This is a genomic window from Bacillus licheniformis DSM 13 = ATCC 14580 (assembly GCF_000011645.1).
In the GTDB taxonomy this organism is placed as follows: domain Bacteria; phylum Bacillota; class Bacilli; order Bacillales; family Bacillaceae; genus Bacillus; species Bacillus licheniformis.
Window position 1 is genome coordinate 482,894 of the sequence record NC_006270.3, and the last position, 20,727, is coordinate 503,620.

15 protein-coding genes and 1 pseudogene are annotated in these 20,727 nt (G+C 48.4%); 13 read left to right on the forward strand and 3 right to left on the reverse strand.

Annotated features, from left to right (window positions below; translation table 11 throughout):
- Position 1 precedes the first annotated feature (1 nt).
- Positions 2-1,648 carry a copper resistance protein CopC gene (locus TRNA_RS23875; RefSeq protein WP_009330175.1) on the reverse strand — a complete coding sequence of 549 codons (1,647 nt, stop codon included), beginning with the start codon at positions 1,646-1,648 and terminating at the stop codon, positions 2-4.
- Positions 1,649-1,667: 19 nt separating this feature from the next.
- Positions 1,668-2,240: a DeoR family transcriptional regulator gene (locus TRNA_RS23880; RefSeq protein WP_009330174.1), complete on the reverse strand. Its 573-nt coding sequence runs from the start codon at positions 2,238-2,240 to the stop codon at positions 1,668-1,670.
- Between the two features lie 260 nt (positions 2,241-2,500).
- Here TRNA_RS23880 and nirB (TRNA_RS23885) point away from each other — a divergent pair, with 260 nt between their 5' ends.
- The 5 genes from nirB (TRNA_RS23885) (at position 2,501) to cobA (ending at position 11,419) form a co-directional block, all read left to right on the forward strand.
- Positions 2,501-4,795, forward strand: coding sequence for a nitrite reductase large subunit NirB (nirB, locus tag TRNA_RS23885; protein ID WP_011197551.1), 2,295 nt, complete (start codon positions 2,501-2,503; stop codon positions 4,793-4,795).
- 1 nt (position 4,796) lies between these two features.
- Positions 4,797-6,956, forward strand: a complete 2,160-nt coding sequence (nasC, locus tag TRNA_RS23890) for an assimilatory nitrate reductase catalytic subunit NasC (RefSeq protein ID WP_011197552.1) — start codon at positions 4,797-4,799, stop codon at positions 6,954-6,956.
- A 113-nt stretch (positions 6,957-7,069) separates the two neighbouring features.
- Entirely contained in the window at positions 7,070-9,490 is a 2,421-nt protein-coding gene (gene nirB / locus TRNA_RS23895; RefSeq protein ID WP_003178981.1) for a nitrite reductase large subunit NirB, read from the forward strand.
- A 30-nt stretch (positions 9,491-9,520) separates the two neighbouring features.
- Positions 9,521-9,841 carry a nitrite reductase small subunit NirD gene (nirD, locus tag TRNA_RS23900; RefSeq protein WP_003178983.1) on the forward strand — a complete coding sequence of 107 codons (321 nt, stop codon included), beginning with the start codon at positions 9,521-9,523 and terminating at the stop codon, positions 9,839-9,841.
- Between the two features lie 117 nt (positions 9,842-9,958).
- Positions 9,959-11,419 (forward strand): uroporphyrinogen-III C-methyltransferase, encoded by a 1,461-nt coding sequence (cobA, locus tag TRNA_RS23905; RefSeq protein WP_003178986.1) that lies wholly within the window; start codon positions 9,959-9,961, stop codon positions 11,417-11,419.
- Positions 11,420-11,444: 25 nt separating this feature from the next.
- On the opposite strand, the gene TRNA_RS23910 is transcribed toward cobA, so the two are convergent.
- A complete protein-coding gene (locus TRNA_RS23910; RefSeq protein WP_003178989.1) occupies positions 11,445-12,125 on the reverse strand; it encodes a GntR family transcriptional regulator in 681 nt (226 codons plus the stop codon).
- A gap of 229 nt (positions 12,126-12,354) precedes the next feature.
- Here TRNA_RS23910 and TRNA_RS23915 point away from each other — a divergent pair, with 229 nt between their 5' ends.
- The 8 genes and pseudogenes from TRNA_RS23915 (at position 12,355) to TRNA_RS23960 (ending at position 20,706) form a co-directional block, all read left to right on the forward strand.
- Positions 12,355-13,995: an SLC13 family permease gene (locus TRNA_RS23915; protein ID WP_009330168.1), complete on the forward strand. Its 1,641-nt coding sequence runs from the start codon at positions 12,355-12,357 to the stop codon at positions 13,993-13,995.
- Between the two features lie 118 nt (positions 13,996-14,113).
- Positions 14,114-14,526, forward strand: a pseudogene (locus tag TRNA_RS44020) (3-hydroxyacyl-ACP dehydratase FabZ family protein).
- Entirely contained in the window at positions 14,523-14,990 is a 468-nt protein-coding gene (tsaA, locus tag TRNA_RS23930; protein WP_003178998.1) for a tRNA (N6-threonylcarbamoyladenosine(37)-N6)-methyltransferase TrmO, read from the forward strand. The pseudogene TRNA_RS44020 and the gene tsaA overlap by 4 nt, the downstream one beginning before the upstream one ends.
- Positions 14,991-15,155: 165 nt before the next feature.
- The gene (locus TRNA_RS23940) at positions 15,156-17,207 is read left to right on the forward strand and encodes a BglG family transcription antiterminator (RefSeq protein ID WP_011197553.1); all 2,052 of its coding nucleotides are present in this window, start codon (positions 15,156-15,158) and stop codon (positions 17,205-17,207) included.
- A 16-nt stretch (positions 17,208-17,223) separates the two neighbouring features.
- Entirely contained in the window at positions 17,224-17,505 is a 282-nt protein-coding gene (locus tag TRNA_RS23945) for a PTS sugar transporter subunit IIB (RefSeq protein WP_011197554.1), read from the forward strand.
- Between the two features lie 23 nt (positions 17,506-17,528).
- The gene (locus TRNA_RS23950; protein ID WP_003179004.1) at positions 17,529-18,902 is read left to right on the forward strand and encodes a PTS ascorbate transporter subunit IIC; all 1,374 of its coding nucleotides are present in this window, start codon (positions 17,529-17,531) and stop codon (positions 18,900-18,902) included.
- A gap of 14 nt (positions 18,903-18,916) precedes the next feature.
- Positions 18,917-19,759, forward strand: a complete 843-nt coding sequence (locus TRNA_RS23955) for a transketolase (protein WP_011197555.1) — start codon at positions 18,917-18,919, stop codon at positions 19,757-19,759.
- The gene (locus TRNA_RS23960) at positions 19,756-20,706 is read left to right on the forward strand and encodes a transketolase family protein (RefSeq protein ID WP_003179009.1); all 951 of its coding nucleotides are present in this window, start codon (positions 19,756-19,758) and stop codon (positions 20,704-20,706) included. The genes TRNA_RS23955 and TRNA_RS23960 overlap by 4 nt, the downstream gene beginning before the upstream one ends.
- Positions 20,707-20,727 lie beyond the last annotated feature (21 nt).

The window sequence follows — 20,727 nt, forward strand, 5'->3', positions numbered from 1 at the left end:
ATCAAAACTCCTTTTTATTAATTTTTGCATTGAAAACTGTTCTGATTTCCTCAAATGACGCCGTTAATCCGTGAACGCGGATCTTCCAGATGCCGTCTTCGCTTAAATTTAAATTTTTCGTTTGGAAAACACCGTCTTTATTTTTGCTGAGGCTGAACGTGCTTTCCTTGTCATCCCCGAAAAGCCCGGTTTTCTCAACGGTTAATTCAATTTTTTGGATATCTTTGACGACGTCTCCTTTTCTGTTTCTGACGGTGACTTCAAACGTATTTGAGCCCGGCATGTTTGGGCTGATTCGGAGTGACAGCGTATTTCCTTCCGTCAGCTGCTTCGTCTCACTGAAAGGCTGCGGCAGCGGCGCGGGCGGACTTGGAATATTGGTGAAAACCGCCGTGGTCAGCAGAATGAGAAGCCCGACCGCCCATTCAGCTTTCATCGAACGGCCGCCCTGCTGTTTCGGCGCTTTTCTAAAACGAAAATAGTGAAATGCCCCGAGTCCGATCATGAGAAGGACGAGCGCCGATTTCACAAGGAGCGCTTTTCCGTAAGCCGTCCCGAACAGGTTATCCAGTGTATGAACAATGAAAAAGCTGTTGAAAAGGCCCGAGAATATGAGTAGCCCTGCTGAAGCGAGCGCCCATGGCGAGAAGCGCCGAATGGTTTCCCATATCAAACTTTTGTCAGGCTTCAGCCAGTCTTTTCCGAAAAACAGCACAAACATCGCGAGTCCGCCAGTCCAAATGGAAGCGGCATTCAGATGGATGAAGTTCATCGCGATTGTCATATAGCCTGCGCTCGTCGAAGCGGCATGGCCGTCGAGCGATTTGACGAACAATAGTCCGGCAAAAAGGAACAGGCTCAAGATCGCGCTCTTCAGGCCTTTTCTATTCGAAGAGAAAACAAGCAAGGCGATGATGGCGATGTTGATCAGCCACAGCGTTCCGCCCGTCGTATTCAGAAGCGTTTCTTTTAAAAGCGAAGGCTGAAAAGCCCCGATCCAGGAAACGCCTGCGTTTGTTTTTGTTTGCAGTGGCAGCTGAATGATGATGGCAGCCCCTGTCAATAAGAGCGCCACATTCGTGATCCGCTTCAGACGGCGCTTTTTGTCACCCGGCCAGCCGTTTTCAGGTCGGTGCCAGACGAGCTGAAAAAGAGCGGCTCCCATGAACAGGGAGAAACCGGTATACAAAAGGACGCGTTCAATGACGATATCGGCTGCCGGCAGGCCTGATGCTTGATTTTGCTGATCTTTCGGCAGCCCGCCTTGAATGTTTCCGATACTAAAAGGGATCGTGCCTGATACAGGATGACCGTCTGCGGATACGGCTCTCCATTCGGCCGAGTAGATATCATCCTTTAACTTCGGTTTCAGCTTGACGGTCATGATCTTTGCGTTTTGGGGGTCGATTTCCGTTTTGCCGGAATCTACCCGTTCACCCGACGAATTTCTGACCGTTATCGAATGAAACCCGTTCTGAATCGCTTCATTGAATTCGATCTTAATTTCTTCAGGCGCTTTTTTCAGCTCCTGATTTTCAGCAGGAGTTGATTGTACGATATAAGCGTGAGCAAAAGCGGCTTTTGGCAGCAGAATGGTACAAAGAACAGCCAGAACTGCCCAGAGTGTTGCTCTTTTCATCACATTCATCCAATCTCTTAACAAAATTTCATGTCTTCAGGCTGCAGCAGCTGTTCTTCATCGTTTTCTGGACCAGAAGCGCGGCATCGTCAAACGATAACAGCTGTCCGCCAAAGCCTTTTTTGAATTTCCGCGCTTCTGCTTCAGAAGCGAAAGGGAGCGCATGCGGCTCGCAGCAGTTCAAATGAAGATCTGTATCCAGCAAAAAGACGGCAGCTTTGGCGCTGATCGTCGTATCCAGCAAAAAATCCCTGCAGATAATCTGTGATACATCATCTTTCACTTTCTCATAGCGGAGCATTGCGCAATGCACGCAGCAAAACTGTTCAATTTGGCTGTCGTTTTTGACAATTTGCACGGCAAGCCTCGAACCTGCCCCTTTTCCGCAAACGACGCAAAGCTGCCCAAGCTGCTGCTTCGGCTTGTTTAGCGTAATTCCGCCTGCGGTCTTGATGACCTGCCCGTTTTCAACGAGCGGTTTAATGTCGCGGTAAACGGTCATTTCAGAGACGTTCAGCCTTTTCGAAATTTCCGAAATGCGCAGAGATTCTTCTTCTTTGATCCAAGCCAAAATCTGCTCCCTTCTTTTAATCGGTAGCATTCTCCTCCCCCGTTCTTTATGTTCTGTACTTATAAGCCTAGTAGATTGAAGGAAAAGAAACAAGCGGAACGTGATAAAAAATGTGATGAAATGTTGAACTTTAACATCGCGGCCAAAGCCGTTGAATCGTCGTCAATGGGTACTGGTCAAACCGTCCTGTTTCTAAAATTTTTTGTCAGGAAATGTAACAGGTTTGCACGCTTTAGCGATGCAATGTGAAATAATAATCCGGAGCAAAGCTGCAGAGGGGAGGGGAGAAAATGGGGAAACAAAGGCTTGTTTTAATAGGAAACGGCATGGCAGGGGTTCGCACGGCCGAAGAGATTTCACTACACGGCGGGAGCCGGTTTGAGATCGTCATCATCGGCAGCGAACCACACCCGGGCTATAACCGGATTCTGCTGTCTTCTGTCCTTCAGGGAGAAACGGATTGGAACGATGTGATGACAAAAAGCCGGAGCTGGTATGAAGAAAACGGGATTACCCTTTATACAGGGGAAACGGCTGTCGCAATCGATACGGTTAATCAAACGGTGGCGACAGATCAAAACCGCGAAATCGCTTATGACAAACTGATCATTGCGACGGGCTCTTCCCCGTTTATCCTCCCGGTTCATGGTGCAGACAAAGAAGGGGTATATGGTTTTAGAACAATAGACGATTGCCGGGCATTCATAAACGCATCAAAGCGATTTAAAAAAGCGGCCGTCATCGGCGGGGGAATATTGGGCCTTGAGGCGGCGCGGGGATTGGCAAACCTCGGGATGAAGGTTGATGTGGTTCACCACTCTTCCTCCATCATGCAGACTCAGCTTGATCCGCCGGCTTCTGCCATGCTCCAGAAAGAGCTGGAGCGTCAAGGGATCCATTTTCTTTTGGAGAAAGATACAGAGGCGATTTTAGGAACATCGCGCGCCGAGGGTGTGCGGTTTAAAGACGGGACGAAGATCAGCGCCGATCTCGTCGTCATGGCTGCCGGTGTCAGACCGAATATCGAACTGGCCAAGGCGAGCGGTATTTCAACCAACAGGGCGATCATCGTCAGCGACTATATGGAGACAAATGTTCCAAATGTCTACGCCGTCGGTGAATGCGCGGAGCATAACGGAACGGTCTACGGCTTAGTCAAGCCACTGTATGAGCAGGGGAAAGTGCTGGCCAAACATATTTGCGGCCTCGAATGTTCCGGTTATCAGGGCTCCGTTCAGTCCGCGGCTTTAAAAATGTCCGGAATCGACGTCTTTTCGGCAGGGAAAATCACAGAGGACGACTCGACGACGGCTATTAAACTTTTAGACGAAGCGGCCGGAGTCTATAAAAAAGCGGTCTTTCAAGGGGATAAAATGGCCGGCGTCATTTTATACGGAGACACCAGCGGCAGCCAAAGGCTGTTGGAAAGCATCATCAAACAAAGGGATATTACCGTTGTCAAAAAAGAGCTGTTTCAATCGGAGGAAGACAGTTCAGTCGCTTCTATGGCGGTTCGTGAAACGATCTGCCAATGCAACGCGGTTTCAAAAGGCATGATCATGGAAGCGATACAGACGCACGGTTTAAAGACGGCCGAGGAGGTCAAACGCTGTACAAAAGCTTCCGGGTCATGCGGCGGCTGCAGGCCGTTGGTCGAGGAACTGCTCCTCCATACCGCCGAACATGATGGTCACATATCTGCGGCGGAACAACCGATGTGCGCCTGCACTTCATTCACGGAAGATGAAGTCGTGAACGAAATACAGATGAGAAATCTTTCTTCCGTTCACGAAGTCATCTCGGCGCTCGGCTGGAAAAATAGCAGCGGATGCCGGATTTGCGTGCCCGCGCTTCACTACTATTTAAAAATGATCCGTCCGGACATCGCCTATGAGGAGCACGAAGAGGAGACGGATGCCATCATCCCGCAAATGTACGGAGGCCGGACGAATGCCGAAGAGCTGAAGCGCATTGCAGGAGTGATTGAAAAATATCAAATTCAAGAGGTGTACATGACACACCATCAGAGATTAAAGCTTGCCGGCATCAAGCCGGAGCATATAGAGCGCGTGAAAGAAGAACTCGGCATGCCGTATTGCCTGCCGCAACAGCAGCGGATCGCCGCGGTTAAAACGTGCCCATGCGGATCACCGCAGATTCAAACATTGGCAGCAGACTTGGAAAAAGCAGCAGAATCCCTCCTCATTCCGGCCAAGGTCTCCATTGGGGTGTCGGGCTGTTTGGACGATTGCGTGTACGCTTCAGTTCATGACATCGGACTTCTCAAAGTAAACGGAGGATGGGAGATTTATGCGGGCGGCCAAGGAGGACAGCATGCTTCCCCGGGAGAGCTGCTTTCAGTAGCCGACTCGGCGGAGGAAGCGGGTGAACTCATGAAAGGCCTGCTTCAATATTACCGCGAAACAGCAAACTATCTTGAGAAGATCGGGCATTGGATTGAACGCGCCGGCATCATTCATATCCGGGAAGTTTTATTTGACAACGGACTTCGCGGCCAGCTGTTCGAACGGCTTGAAAAAGAAAAGCGGCTGGCTCAGCAAGAAATGATAAAAGGGCTGATGTGAAATGACAGAACGATTGCTAAAGTACTTTCGCACAAAGCAAAAAGAAGTGCAATCCGAAAAAACGTATGACACCCAATGTCCATTTTGCAGCATGCAGTGCAAAATGCAGCTCATTGAACAGACGATTGTGACAAGAAAAAAATACACGGCGGTCGGAAAAGACAATCCGACGACAAAGGGGCGGCTGTGCATGAAAGGGATGAACGCCCATCAGCACGCGTTTCATTCAGAGAGAATCACCCATCCGCTGATCAAAAAAAACGGCGAATTTGTCCGTGTATCATGGGAAGAAGCGCTTCAGTACATCAAAGAACAAGTAACAGCGATCCAGCATGAAGACGGCCGCGATGCTTTGAGTGTATACGGCAGCGCGTCCATTACAAACGAAGAAGCGTACCTGCTCGGGAAGTTCGCCCGCGTCGCCTTGAAGACGAAGCATATTGACTACAACGGCAGGCTTTGCATGTCGGCGGCCGCAACAGCTGCAAATCAAACCTTCGGAATGGACCGGGGACTGACAAATGCCCTTTCCGAGATCCCCCATGCAAGGGTCATCATCCTCGCAGGTACGAATATCGCCGAGTGCCAGCCGACGATCATGCCGTATTTTGAAGAAGCGAAGCAAAACAGGGCGTACATCATCGTCATTGATCCCCGCGAAACGGCAACGGCCAAGATCGCCGACCTGCATTTGAAAATCAAGCCGGGAACAGACGCCGCGCTCGCAAACGGAATGCTGAAAATCATCATTGAAGAACAGCTGACAGACGGAGCTTTTATCAGAGATAGAGCTGAAGGGTTTGAAGAGGTCAAGCGCCATGTAGCATCTTTATCGCTTGAAGACATTTCGGCCAAAACCGGGATACAAATCGAGCAGATCAAAAAAGCCGCGGTAAAATTCGCCCGCGAGGAGACGGGAATGCTGTTCACGGCAAGAGGGGTTGAACAGCAGACTGACGGAACGGCTGCTGTAAGAAATTTACTGAATATTCTAATATCAACGGGGAAAATCGGCAAATATGCTTGCGGCTACGGCGCCGTCACCGGGCAAGGAAACGGGCAGGGGGCGCGGGAGCACGGGCAGAAAGCAGACCAGCTGCCAGGTTACCGTTCGATTGAAAATGAAGCCGACCGCGCCTATATTGCGGATGTTTGGGGCATAAAAGCTGAAGATCTTCCGGGAAAAGGCGTATCCGCTTATGAAATGATGAAGAAAGTTCATGAAGGCGAAATTACAGGAATGTTTTTAATGTGTTCAAACCCTGTTGTATCCAGCCCGACCGCCGGCTTTGTCAAATCCGCTTTGGGTAAATTAAAGTTTTTTGCCGCCGTTGATTTGTTTCTTTCTGAAACGGCAATACTCGCGGATGTCGTTCTCCCAGCATCATCCTATCTCGAGGACGAAGGAACGATGACCAATCTGGAAGGCAGAGTGACATTAAGGGAAGCCTCAAAGCCGTGTCCCGGTGAAGCGAGGCATGACTGGCAAATTATTTGCGATATCGCTAAAGCGCTTGGAAAAGGCCGCTATTTTTCATATCGATCGGCAGAGGATGTTTTTAATGAATTGAGAAAAGCGAGCCGCGGCGGAATTGCCGACTATTCGGGCATCACCTATGAACGTCTGAGAAAGGAAGGCGGCATTTTATGGCCCTGTCCAGAAGAGGGGCACCCTGGAACACAGCGCCTGTTTGAATCATCCTTCTCCCACCCGGACAAAAAAGCAAGAATGTGCGTCGTCCCGAACGAACCAAAGGTCAAAAAAGATGTACCGACTGAGGAGTATCCCCTTATTCTGACGACCGGAAGGGTGATGTCTCACTATTTAACCGGGGTACAGACGAGAAGGAGCGCTGCGCTCAAGGCGAGACACTTTGAATCATTTATGGAAATCCATCCGAAAACGGCGGAAAAGTACAATATTGGCGACCGGGTGCTGGTCAGGGTGGAATCAAAAAGAGGCAGCATCATCGTCAGGAGCAAATGGTCGGAAGCCATCAGGCCGGATACCGTTTTTGTACCGATACATTGGGCGGATTCGCAAAATGTGAACGATTTGATAGCGGAAACGCTCGATCCGTCCTGCAGCATGCCGGGATTTAAGGTTTGCTCCGTGAAAATTCGTCCGTCAGTTGACAATTTTGTGAATAAATTGTCATAAAAAGTCATAAAAAGTTTACAAAATTAACTATAATTTGTGATAGTTTTAAAGATGTAAATAGAATACTTGTTTAGGGCGTATAGTGAATTGTTTTGAAAAAGGGGAGGATCATAGTGAAAAAAAAGCAGCTTGTCCTTGTAGGGAACGGTATGGCCGGGGTCAGGGCCATTGAAGAAATTCTTAAAATTTCAAACGAAGAGTTTCAGATCACGATTTTCGGCAGCGAACCGCACCCAAACTATAACCGGATTCTTCTTTCCAAAGTGCTTCAAGGAGATACGGATGTTAAGGACATTACACTGAATGATTGGGATTGGTATGAAGAAAACGGCATTCAGCTGTATACAGGTGAAGAAGTCGTTAAAGTTGATCCGGAGTCCAAAACCGTCATCACGGATACGGGAAGAGTCCAGCCGTATGATGAACTGATTTTGGCGACAGGTTCTCTCCCTTTTATTCTGCCATTGCCCGGAGCGGATAAAGAAGGTGTAACAGCTTTCCGTGATATCAAGGATACGGATATCATGCTCGAAGCTTCCAAAACGTACAAAAAAGCAGCAGTTATCGGCGGCGGGCTGCTGGGACTGGAAGCAGCGCGCGGACTTCTCAACCTTGGCATGGATGTTACCGTTGTCCACCTCGCGCCATATTTGATGGAGCGTCAGCTTGATGCAGCCGCAGGACGGCTTTTGCAAAAAGAGCTGGAAAAGCAGGGCATGAAATTTTTACTGGAAAAGCAGACCGAAGAAATTTACGGAGAAACACGTGTCGAAGGCTTAAAATTCAAAGACGGCTCAACGCTTGAGGCCGATTTGGTCGTCATGGCGGTCGGAATCAAGCCGAACGTTCAGCTCGGCAAAGACTGCGGCCTTCCGGTAAACAGAGGAATCGTCGTCAATGATTACATGGAGACCGAAGTTCCCAACATTTACGCTGTCGGAGAATGCGCGGAGCATAGGGGCATTGCCTACGGACTTGTCGCGCCTCTTTATGAACAGGCAAAAGTGCTTGCCAAAAAAATCTGCGGCGTTGAAACGGCTCCGTATGAAGGATCTGTTTTATCTACCCAGCTGAAGGTTTCCGGTGTTGAGGTCTTTTCTGCCGGTGACTTTAATGAGGATGACGGAGAAGACAAAAAAGCGCTCAAAGTGTTTGACGAACAGGACGGAATCTACAAAAAAATCGTTCTGCGCGGCAATCAGGTGATCGGCGCCGTACTGTTCGGAGACAGCAGCGAAGGAAACAGGCTGTTTTCCATGATTCAAAAAGGAGCGGATATTTCTGATACTTCAAAAATTTCAATCTTGCAGCCTTTGAATCAGGAAGAAGGCATGAGCTTGACCGCTGCGATGAGCGACGATGAGATCGTGTGCGGCTGCAACGGCGTTTCGAAAGGAATGATCATTCAGGCGATCAAAGAGCAGGGATGCACATCGACGGATGAAATTAAAGCATGCACAGGCGCATCGCGCTCTTGCGGAGGATGTAAGCCGCTTGTCGCAGAGATTCTCCAGCATACGCTCGGCTCAGAATTTGATGCTTCAGCACAAAAAGAAGCGATTTGCGGATGTACGGACCTTTCAAGAGACGAACTCGTGGCCGAAATCAGAGAAAAAGGGCTGACCCATACAAAAGAAGTCATGAACGTGCTCGGCTGGAAAACGGCGGAAGGCTGTTCCAAATGCCGCCCTGCGCTTAACTACTACCTCGGCATGATCAATCCGAAGGAATATGAAGATGAAAGAGAATCCCGCTTCGTCAATGAACGGATGCACGCCAACATTCAAAAAGACGGCACATATTCAGTCGTACCGCGGATGTACGGCGGGGTCACCAATTCGAATGACTTGCGGCGCATCGCCGATGTCGTCGACAAATATGAAATTCCTCTAGTGAAAATGACCGGCGGCCAGCGGATCGATCTGATCGGCGTCAAAAAAGAGGATCTTCCGAAAGTATGGGCTGATCTTGACATGCCTTCTGGATTTGCTTACGGAAAAACGCTCAGAACCGTAAAAACGTGCGTAGGCGAACAGTTCTGCCGCTTCGGAACGCAAGATTCAATGGCTCTCGGAATTGACCTTGAGAAAAAATTTGAAGGGCTCTACACGCCTCACAAAATTAAAATGGCGGTTTCCGCTTGTCCGAGAAACTGTGCTGAATCCGGCATTAAAGATATCGGCGTTGTCGGCATCGACGGCGGCTGGGAAATTTACGTCGGCGGAAACGGAGGCACACATCTGCGTGCAGGCGATCTGTTAATGAAAGTCAAAACGGCTGAAGAAGTCATCGAAATCACAGGCGCATATCTCCAATACTATCGTGAAACAGCCAACTATTTAGAGCGGACATCTGCATGGATCGAACGTGTCGGCTTGTCCCACGTCCAATCCGTATTGAATGATAAAGAAAAACGCAAAGAGCTGAATGACCGCATCAATCAAGCGCTGTCTGTCCATAAAGACCCGTGGAAAGACTTTTTGGAAGACGGAAAGACAACAAGACAGCTATTCGAAAATGTTGTCACTTCCTAAAATGAAAAACCAACTTGAGGAGGAATTCACATGGTGAACAAGAACTTAACAAAGGTGTTTGTTTCGAAGATCGGGGATTTGCCGAATCAGCTTGGGAAGACAGTGTTCATCAAGGACAAGGAAATCGCGGTATTCAAGCTTTCAAACGGCAGCGTCCGCGCGATTGAAAACCGCTGCCCCCACAAAGGGGGCGTGCTTGCCGAAGGAATGGTAAGCGGCGAATTCGTCTTCTGTCCGATGCACGACTGGAAGATCAGCCTTGAAGACGGCAAAGTCCAAGAGCCTGACACGGGGTGTGTGCAGACATACGAAACGGTCGTTGAAGGCGAAGATTTGTATATCGTTTATTAAACGGCGCAACAAGCGAAACGCAATATTTCAAAAGCCTTAAGGGTCGCAGAACGTGACCCCTCTTTATTAAAAAAACAAACGCGTTCACATAATCGGCAGATGGAAGGATGACAGTTGATGGGGAATGGGAAAGTTTATTTTGTCGGGGCCGGACCGGGCGATTCAGGATTGATCACATTAAAAGGAAGAACGCTGATCGAGGCGGCGGATGTCATATTGTATGACAGGCTCGTCAATTCCCGGCTGCTTGAGCATGCAAAAGCATCATGCGAATTTGTCTACTGCGGCAAGCTCCCGGACCGCCATTATATGAGGCAAAGTGAAATCAATGCACTGCTCATTGAAAAGGGGCTGAAAGGCCTCAAAGTGGTCCGGCTGAAAGGAGGAGACCCGAGCGTGTTTGGCAGAGTCGGGGAAGAAGCGGCCGCCGTCAGCGAACACGGCATCCCGTACGAGATGGTGCCAGGCATTACATCGGGAATCGCCGCTCCTCTTTATGCCGGACTGCCTGTGACCCACCGCGATTTCGCTTCATCCTTTGCCGTTGTCACCGCCCATGATAAATCGGGCAAACCGGAGATGAATTGGGAAGGGCTGGCCAAGGGCGTCCAAACCCTCGTCTTTTACATGGGGATCAAAAACCTTGGTTATATATGCGAGCAGCTGATGAAACACGGCAAGTCCCCCCTTGTTCCCGCAATGGCCATCCAATGGGGCACATGGGGCCGGCAGCGGAGTGTTAAAGGGACATTGCAGAATATCAGGGAGAAAATAACCGAGCATCAGATCAAAAATCCCGCGATTATCGTCATCGGCGACATCGTATCATTCAGGCAGAACAGCTGGTTTGAAGAAAAGCCTTTGATCGGGCTGAACATCATGGCAGTCAAAAGCTGTGAAGAAGAACAAATTCCAGTGGAGGCGCTTCGTGAACAAGGCGCTGAAGTTGTGGAATGGCCGAAATGGAAATCGGCCGAAACGGTGCCTGACGATGCACTTTTAGGTCGAATCGCTTGTTTTGACAGCCTGCTGTTCACCTCAAGTGCGTCACTGCGCAGATTTTTCAGCCGGCTTGCTGCTTTGAAGATCGATGTCAGGGAAATGCGCGGAAGGCTTTACGCTTCAGATCAGCATGTAAAAGCAGCTCTTGAAGAACGGGGATTTGAAGCCTTTCTGCAAACGGAAATGCCGGTCTCGGGCAGCTGTTTGCTGATCGGCAGCCGGGAAGCCGTGCAAAATTACCCGCACTCCGGGTGCGAGGTATTGATTACACATGACAGGGTGATCGACAGCCGCTTTACCTCGATCATCAAACGGGAAATTGATGAGTTTCCTATTGATATAGTGTTGTTTTCAAATCGAACATGCGTCGAGCTGTTCGTAAACGAGGCGGAGACAGTCGGCCTCCATCCGGAAAAAACGGCTGCCCGTCTTCAGGCGTTCTGCCTCACTGAAGAAGCGGGGGAGAGAGCTGCAGCCGTAGGGTTTCAGCGCGTTCATGCAGTGAATGATCGCGATCGCCTGCCGGATGTCATCAAAGAGATCAACCGAACAGCCGAATTTGTCTGTCAGAGCTGAAAAAAGCAGGGGGAACCCTGCTTTTTTAGCGTGCGGCACTGCTTCTGAACAACACCTCTTTTAAGTAGCAAAGGTCTGCCTCTATATGCTTCCTCATTGATTCGGCTGCTTTTGCGTCATTTCTGTCCTGCATGTGACGCAGAATCTCCTCGTGCTGATTGATGATTTCAAGAGTGCGCTCCGGTTTTTCAAGGTTTTTGCTCCGGTAGAAAAAGGTCAGCGACCGTAAATCAAGCAGCTGTTTTTGCAGGCGTTCGTTTTCGCTCGCTTCGATGATGGCATCATGAAATTGCGTATTTAGGCGAAGCAGAGCATTAGCCGACTCCGGACCTTGGCTTTTCTGGTGCTTATGCGCCTCAGAGAGCGTTTCGGAAATGAGCTCCAGTGTTTCATTAGAGGCAAGGCGAGTCGCCAAAGAAACGGCCAGGGATTCGAGCGCCTGACGGCATTGGTATATTTCTTCAAGATCTTTGATTGTCGGTTCATAAACTGTAATTTTTGATTTATCATCTATCAATAACAGGCCTTCTTGTTCAAGTGTCCGAATCGCCTCTCTGACGGGGCTGCGGCTCACTTGCAGCTCCTTGGCGATTTTGGATTCATAGATCCGTTCGCCGGGCTGATATCCTCCTTTAATAATCATATCTTTTAAATAATGATGGACTTGATCATGATAAGAGACTGCACGTTGGATCGAAAACTTCACGCTGTTCACCTCGTTTATTTTTCACTGCGGAAATCACTAATAGTCTAGCAAAAAGAGAGAAATACCATCAATCTAAAATTACCATAATATTGAGTATTTTGTGACAAAAAAAGTGTTGACTGCCATTAGCTGTCCGTTATAATTAAGTTATAACTGTCGACAGTCGGCAGATTACTTTTTGATTATTATTGTAAGCGCTTTATAGATAGAGGGGAAGGGGGAGTTTTTTATGAAATCAAGCGTTGTGTCAGCATGGGATATGCTTTGGAGATCACACCGGGAAGCAAAGAGGCTGCTTTTGTTCGCCATGCCTGTCAGGGCGGGAAAAGATGCCGGTTTAAAGATAAATTCGGAACAAACCATGAAGGAAGAGAAGCCGCCGAGCTATAAAACGCCTCAAAAAATCGGGCTGCTGCTTGGTCCTGCATTGTTTTTCGCTGTCCTTTTGTTCTTTTTTCCCGAGGGTCTGAGCTATGAAGGTAGAATGGTATTGGCGACTACTTTGTGGGTTGCGGTTTGGTGGATTACGGAGGCTGTTCCGATTCCGGCTGCATCATTGCTGCCGATCGTGCTGCTTCCGCTGACGGGGGCGCTGGAAGGGGCAGCTGTCACGTCGAGCTACGGCGATCCGATCGTCTTTTTATTCTTAGGGGGCTTCTTGATTGCACTTGCGATGGAACGTTGGAATCTCCATAAACGGATTGCGCTCAATATTATTTCTGTAGTGGGCACGAGCACCTCGAGGATCGTCCTCGGTTTTATGGCGGCCACAGGATTTTTGTCTATGTGGGTCTCAAATACGGCCGCGGTGATGATGATGCTTCCAATTGGAACCGCTATCATTCATCAGGTATCAGCTGTCATAAAGTCTGAAAGAAAAGATTTAGCCGCAGAAGAGGCGAAATTTTCAAAAGCGCTGATCTTCAGCATCGGGTATGCGGGGACAATCGGCGGACTCGGTACGCTGATCGGCACGCCGCCGAACATTATTTTGGCGGCCAATATTAAGAAGCTGTACGGAGTTGAAGTGTCTTTCGGCGGATGGATGGCTTTTGCCGTTCCGGTCGTCGTCATTTTGCTTGTAGCGGTATGGCTGTACTTGACGAAAGTGGCGCATCCGATCAAGATGAAGGAGCTTCCGGGCGGAAAAGAATTGATTCTCGAAGAAAAAAGAAAGCTTGGAAAGATGAGTTTTGAAGAAACAATGGTTCTGCTCGTCTTCGGGTTTGCCGCGTTTATGTGGGTGACGAGAACGTTTTTATGGGATGACAAAATACCGGGTATTGACGATACAATGATTGCGATATTCGCCGCTTCATTGCTCTTCTTGATCCCTTCGCTCAATAAAGGGGGCAGGGTATTGGACTGGTCGGTATCAAAGGACTTGCCGTGGGGGATTCTCCTTTTATTCGGAGGAGGCTTGGCGCTCGCAACAGGTTTTAAAGAAACGGGTCTGGCGGAGTGGATCGGCGGAAGGCTGACGGTATTGGATGGATTTAACTTTGTGGTTATTGTCATCATCTCAACGGCATTGGTGCTGTTTTTGACGGAGATTACGTCGAATACGGCTACGGCGACCATGATTCTGCCTGTACTGGCCTCGCTCGCTTTAGCGCTGAATGTTCATCCGTACGCATTAATGGTGCCTGCTGCAATGGCGGCAAACTGCGCCTTCATGCTGCCGGTCGGCACGCCGCCGAATGCAATTATTTTCGCATCGGGCAAATTGAAGATCAGCGAAATGGTTCGAACCGGCTTTGTCATTAATATTTTCACGCTAATTTTAATCGTCGGAGCTGTGTTCTACATTCTTCCGCATTTATGGGGAGTAGATCTGACCGTCTTCCCCGACAATCTGAAATCGAATTGATGAAGCGAAGCCGGAGCTTAAGCCCCGGCTTTTGGTCATGGTGAAGCTTGCAATTGATCGTTCAGCAGCCATTTAAAAAGAGAAAAAAATGAAACTGCTGAAAAAAAAGATGATCAGCATGAACAACCCTGTACTGCCGCATCGATACCCATTTCTATTCATAGATTGTGTTGTAGAGAGTGAGCCGGGAAAATGGGTGAAAGGCTATAAATTCATAACGGAAAACGACTGGTTCATCACCGAAAATCAAAAGGAAATGCCATTTTCATCTTAATAGAAGCGCTGGCTCAGACCGCAGCATTTACTGCGTTGAAAGAACCGGCTGAAATCGGCTTTCTGTCTTCGGTGAAAAAAGCCGAATGCACCGGCAAGGCCGTTGTGGGAGACAAACTTGATCTATACTTTGAAGTTTCCCGCTATAAACGGGGGTTTTTATTCGGCAAAGGAACCGCCTCAGTAAACGGAAAACCTGCAGTGAAAGCAGAGATCGGAATTTTTATGGAGCAAAGTGAAAGCGGGGGAGAAGATTGATAGAAATAAAGCCTGTCGCGTTTGTGGAAAACTTGCGGACTTTCCCGAAGGATGATCATTGGGGCGATGTGATTTCTGAAATTAAGTTGGCTGAAGGCATCCATCCGGACGCTTTAAAAGGGATCGAAGAATTTTCCCATTTGGACATTATCTTTTACTTTCATCAAGTAAAAGAGGAACACATTCAATATAAGGCGAGGCGCCCGAGAAACAATAAAAACTATCCTGAGACAGGCATTTTCGCCCAACGGGGAAAAAACAGGCCGAACAGGCTCGGCGCGACCGTTGTCACCCTCCTTGAAAAATCCGGGAGCAAGCTTGTAGTGAAAGGGTTGGATGCGATTGACGGAACACCTGTAATCGATATCAAACCGGTGATGAAAGAGTTTCTCCCGAAAGGACAAATCATACAGCCGAAATGGTCGGAAGATTTGATGAAAGTATATTGGCATGCAGCTGATTGATAGAAAAAACCTCTCAACACCTTCTGAGAGGTTTTTTCATGCTTATACGATAAAAAAGAAGGATATCAGACCAATCTTGAAGATCGGAAGTCCCATGAATTGTGCCCAATCGGCAAACAAAATGAAAGCGCTTTATTATATGATGTCAATAAGGGGGTCGCAAAAATGATCAACGAGAAACGTCCTGCTCAATTGCTCCAATATTTGCTGCGTGTCAGAGAGGCGACAATGCATCAGCTGATTGATCATTTTCAATTATCGAAACGGCAAATCTGCTATGACCTGGACAAAATCAATCATTGGCTGACCGGCAAGCAGCTGCCTGAAATCGAATATAAAAGAAAGAACAGGCTGGCCGTTCCGGAAACATTGCTTGAATTGCGGTTCTCCGAAGCCTGTTCAGACATCGGCCGCTCGTTTATTTTTACGCAGGAAGAGCGGATCAAGGCCTTGTACATGTTTCTGTTTGTCCGCAGGGAGCCGATTTCATCCGCTCATCTGACACAGCTATTGCAGGTCAGCAAAAATACGGTCATGAATGATGTGAAAAAAGCGAATGAGGCGCTGACTCCGTTTTTAGTGGCGATCAAATATACAAGACAGCGCGGCTATCATTTAATAGGAAGCGAGTTTGATAAAAGAGTTCCCGTCATGCACCACCTTTCTTCTTTCCTGCAAAAGCCTTACGGCAAAGAAATCCTTCATTATATTTTAAAAATTTCCGGCTCGCGCGATCACAAACAACAAGAATTTAAAAGAGCGGTTGAACTTGTCTCAAAAGAATACGGGCTTCAACTCGTCGAAGAAAGGCTTAATGAATTTATCTACTTTCTGATGATGTATTCGATCAGAGTGGCCGAAGGAAAAATTGTCCGTTTTCACCAGGAGGAGGGTGAGCTTTTAAAGCAAAGTCCGCTGAAAAACGCAGCCGTAAGGCTTGTGAATGAGCTTCGGATTCCCGTTCATGAAACGGAACTTTGCTACATTTTGATCCAGCTGCTCGGTCTTTCATTCGGACAGCAGCCGGCACATGATCCGCTTTATCAGCTGTGTGAAAAACTTGTATTTGAATTTGAATCAAGAGCATGCATCACATTTCCCAGGAGGCGCGAGGTGGCGGAATCTCTTTACCGGCACTTGAAGCCGGCATATTTCAGAATGAAATACCGCATTCCGATTCACAATCCCTTGCTCAGCAAAATTAAGAAAGAGCATAAAGAACTGTTTACCATCGTTCAAAAGCTGATGCGGCACCTTGAAGCGCTGTTGAACAAACCGGTTCCAGAGGAAGAAATCGGCTTTATCACAATTCATTTTGGTGCATTGCTTGAGCAGCCGGTGCAGTCCGGGTCATCCAAAAAGACGGCAGTCGTCGTCTGTCCGAGCGGTGTCAGCTCATCCTTAATGGTCAGGCGCCAGCTTGAATCGTTATTTTCAGAGATTGTCGTTGAGAAAGCGATGTCTTTGCAGGAATTCACACCTGACGTCTTTGATCATTATGATGCCGTGTTTTCCACCGTTGAGCTGAAAACCAAAAAGCGATACTACATGGTCAGGCCGCTGATGACGCCCGCTGAAAAAAGCAGGCTTGTCAATGAAGTGTATCAGGAAATGTTCGGTGTGAAGCAAAGGGAGCTTTTGACAGACGAATTTCTTCACATCCTCAAGAAGCATGCCAGTATCATAGACGAAAAAGGACTAAGAGAATCATTGAAAAATATTGCATTTGTTCAAAAAGTGACGGAAACAAGGGGGAAACGACCAGTGCTGAAAGATCTTCTGACAGATGAAACCATTCAAATGGCCGACCAAATCAAAGGCTGGGAAGAAGCGATTCAAACAGCGGCAAAGCCTTTGCTTGATAAGGAGGTGATCTTGAAGGAATACACGGATGCCATGATCGACAATGTCAAAACGATGGGACCTTATATGATTATCGGCCCCGAGATTGCCATCCCTCATGCAAGACCTGAAAAGGGCGTCCAAAAGGTGGGAATGAGTCTCCTGAAACTGAAGGAGCCGGTCTATTTTTTGGATGATGAGCAGTATCCGGTAAGGCTTTTGTTTTGCATTGCGGCGGTTGACCATACGACACATCTGAAAGCACTTTCCCAACTGACCCGGCTTCTCAGCAATAAAGAAAATCAGGATTCCTTAAAGGAAACCGAGTCGTTGGAGCATATCAAACGTTTAATCGAAGCCTATTCATCCAATTAAAAACAGGAGGGATAATATGAAGATATTGGCAGTTTGCGGATCAGGACTCGGAAGCAGTTTTATGCTGGAAATGAATATTAAGGATATTTTGCAGGAAATGGGGTTAATGGAGATCGAGGTGGATCATTCGGATTTGAGTTCAGCGTCTCCTGATCAAGCGGATTTGTTTATCGTTGCCAAAGATATCGCAGAAGGAGCGGCCCACCTGCGCGATATCGTCGTGCTTGAAAGCATTATAGACATGGATGAACTGAAAACAAAACTGGTTAAAACATTGCAGGAAAAAGGAGTGCTTTAATCACAGAAAAGGAGGAACTGCAAATGGGTGAAAGAGCACTAAAGCTGATGATGGATGTGTTAAGCCAGCCGGCTGTATTAATTGCAGCCATTTCTCTTATCGGTCTTCTGCTTCAAAAAAAGCCTGCCAATGAAATTGTGAAAGGGACGACCAAATCGTTTTTAGGCTTTATCGTGATTTCAGCCGGGGCGGGCATCCTTGTTGGCTCGCTTGAGCCGTTCGGAAAGATGTTTCAAGCAGCCTTTCATGTGAACGGCGTCGTTCCGAACAATGAAGCGATTGTCGCGATGGCGCTCAATGAATACGGGACGGCAACAGCGCTGATCATGTTTTTCGGGATGCTGTCCAACATCTTAATTGCCCGTTTTACCAGATTAAAATACATTTTTTTGACCGGGCATCACACATTGTATATGGCATGTTTAATCGCCGTTATACTGGCGGTGGCGGGTTTGAAGGGCCCGTTTTTGATCGGCGTCGGAGCTGTTTCGCTCGGCTTGACAATGAGTTTGTTTCCGGCGATGGTTCAGCCTTTTATGAAAAAGATAACCGGCAATGATAAGGTCGCGTTCGGCCATTTTTCTTCAATCGGTTACGCTGTGTCCGGGTTAATCGGCAAAGCGGCAGGCAAGGGCTCGCGCTCAACTGAAAAAATCCGGTTTCCAAACGGCCTCGGATTTTTAAGGGACAGCTCTGTCAGCATTGCGCTCACTATGACCATCTTGTACGTTTTGATTGCCTTATTTGCAGGGGCGGGCTATGTGGAGCGCGAGTTGAGCGGCGGTACGCATTATCTTGTCTTCTCCGTTATTCAAGCGGTCACATTTGCGGCAGGGGTGTTTATTATTCTTTCGGGAGTCAGACTCGTGCTCGCGGAGATCGTTCCGGCTTTTAAAGGCATATCTGACAAACTCGTACCGGATTCCAAGCCGGCACTGGATTGTCCGATCATTTTTCCGTACGCGCCAAACGCCGTATTAATCGGCTTTTTTTGCAGCTTCATTGGCGGCATCACCGGCATGCTGATTCTCGGAGCGGCCGGAGCCGTCATCGTTCTTCCCGGAGTGGTTCCCCACTTTTTCACAGGAGCTTCGGCCGGCGTCTTCGGAAACGCTGCAGGGGGGATACGGGGAGCGGTCTTGGGGTCTTTTGTCAACGGTCTGATTATCACGTTTTTCCCTGTGTTCCTGCTGCCGGTCATGGGTGATTTAGGCTTTGCCAATACGACATTTTCCGATACCGATTTTGCCGCAACAGGAATCGTGCTTGGGCATGCGGTGAAACTGCTGGGATCTGGAGGCGTTGTAATTGGAATCGCAGCGGTAGTGGTTGGCGCAGTCTTGTTCGGCTTTAAACGCGGAAAGGCGGAAAAGCCAGATCAGAAAGTCGAAGCATAAAGGAGTGGGCAATGATGTCAGTAAGGGAAATCGATATGGAGCGTTTTCGTGATCAAATCAGGCTGCTGACATTGAAACAGCTTCATCACCTCGGCTTTGGACATTATGGTGGCAGCTTGTCAATCGCCGATGTGTTGGCCGTTTTGTATGGAAAGGTGATGAAAATAGATCCTGCCAATCCGTCGTGGGAAGATCGGGACTTCTTTATCCTTTCAAAAGGGCACGGCGGCCCCGCCTTATATGCAGCGCTTCATCTTTCCGGCTATTTTGAAGAAGATGTGCTCTATACGCTAAACCAAAACGGCACAGCTCTTCCGTCGCACCCTGACCGAAATTTAACACCGGGAGTCGATATGACGACCGGGTCGCTGGGCCAGGGGATCTCGGCTGCAGCAGGAGTCGCGCTGTCGCACAAGCTTTCAGGACGCGCTAACCGCACCTTTGTCATTGTCGGCGACGGGGAGCTGAACGAAGGCCAATGCTGGGAAGCGATCCAATTTGCGGCGCACCATAAGCTCCGCAATCTTTATGTGTTTGTGGATGATAATAAACAACAGCTGGACGGCCCGACGAAAGAGATTATCGATCCGCTGGATTTTGTCAGCAAATTTAGAGCCTTCGGGTTTTATTCCGAAAGGGTAAACGGACACGAACCGGAAGCGATTTATCGTGCGGTCAAAAGAGGCGAAGCCCAGCGGGAAAGGCCGGTTGCCGTCATCCTTGATACGGTGAAGGGAAAGGGCATCCCTTATTTTGAAAAAATGGAGAACAGCCACCACATTAGAGCAAATGAAGAGCAAAACCGCATGATCGAAAGGATCATTTTGACGCTTGAAGAAAAGGAAGTGAGGGCATGAATGAGGCGGCAAATGTAGAGCTGGACGCTGTTGAAATGAGGCAGGCATACAGCTCAGCCGTTTATGAACTGGCTCAAGAAAACACGGACATCGTGGCCTTGGAAGCGGATTTGATGAGCTCGATCTCCATGGACAAAGTCAAACGGCGCATTCCCGAGCAAGTGATCAATTGCGGTGTCATGGAAGCCAATATGATAGGGATTGCGGCCGGGCTTTCGTTAACCGGAAGAATCCCGTTTGTTCACACGTTCGCTCAGTTTGCGACAAGACGCTGTTTTGACCAGCTGTTTGTTTCAGGTGCATATGCCAAAACAAACATTAAGATTCTCGGATCAGATTCGGGAATTACGGCTGAACATAACGGCGGAACCCATATGGCCTTTGAAGATTTGGGACTCGCCCGGCTGATCCCAAACGCCTTTGTTTATGAAGCAAGCGATGCGGCAATGCTCAAATTTTTGATCAAAAAGGCTGCGGCAGAGTACGGCATTCACTATATCAGGACGATCAGAAAAAAGGCTGTCAGGCTTTATGATGAACACGAAACATTCGCAGACGGAAAAGCAAAAGTTCTCAAAGATGGCAGCGATGCGGCGCTGTTTGCCAGCGGCATCATGGTCGCCGAAGCTTTGCAGGCGGCTGAACTGCTAAAAGAAAAAGGAATCGATGCAGCAGTGATCGATATGTATTGCATCAAGCCGATTGATCAAGAAACGGTGGTTCGTTATGCACAAAAAACGAATGCGATTGTCACGGCTGAAAACCATAATGTCATAGGCGGATTGGGAAGCGCAGTTGCGGAAGTGCTGAGTGAACATTATCCCGCGCCGCTTAAAAGAATCGGGGTTCATGAAGCCTTCGGGCAGGTCGGGACAATCGATTATTTGAAAAAATCTTACCGTTTGACCGCAGAACACATTGCACTGGCGGCGGAACAGCTCGTTTAAGATTTCTTTGTCCTGGCCGAT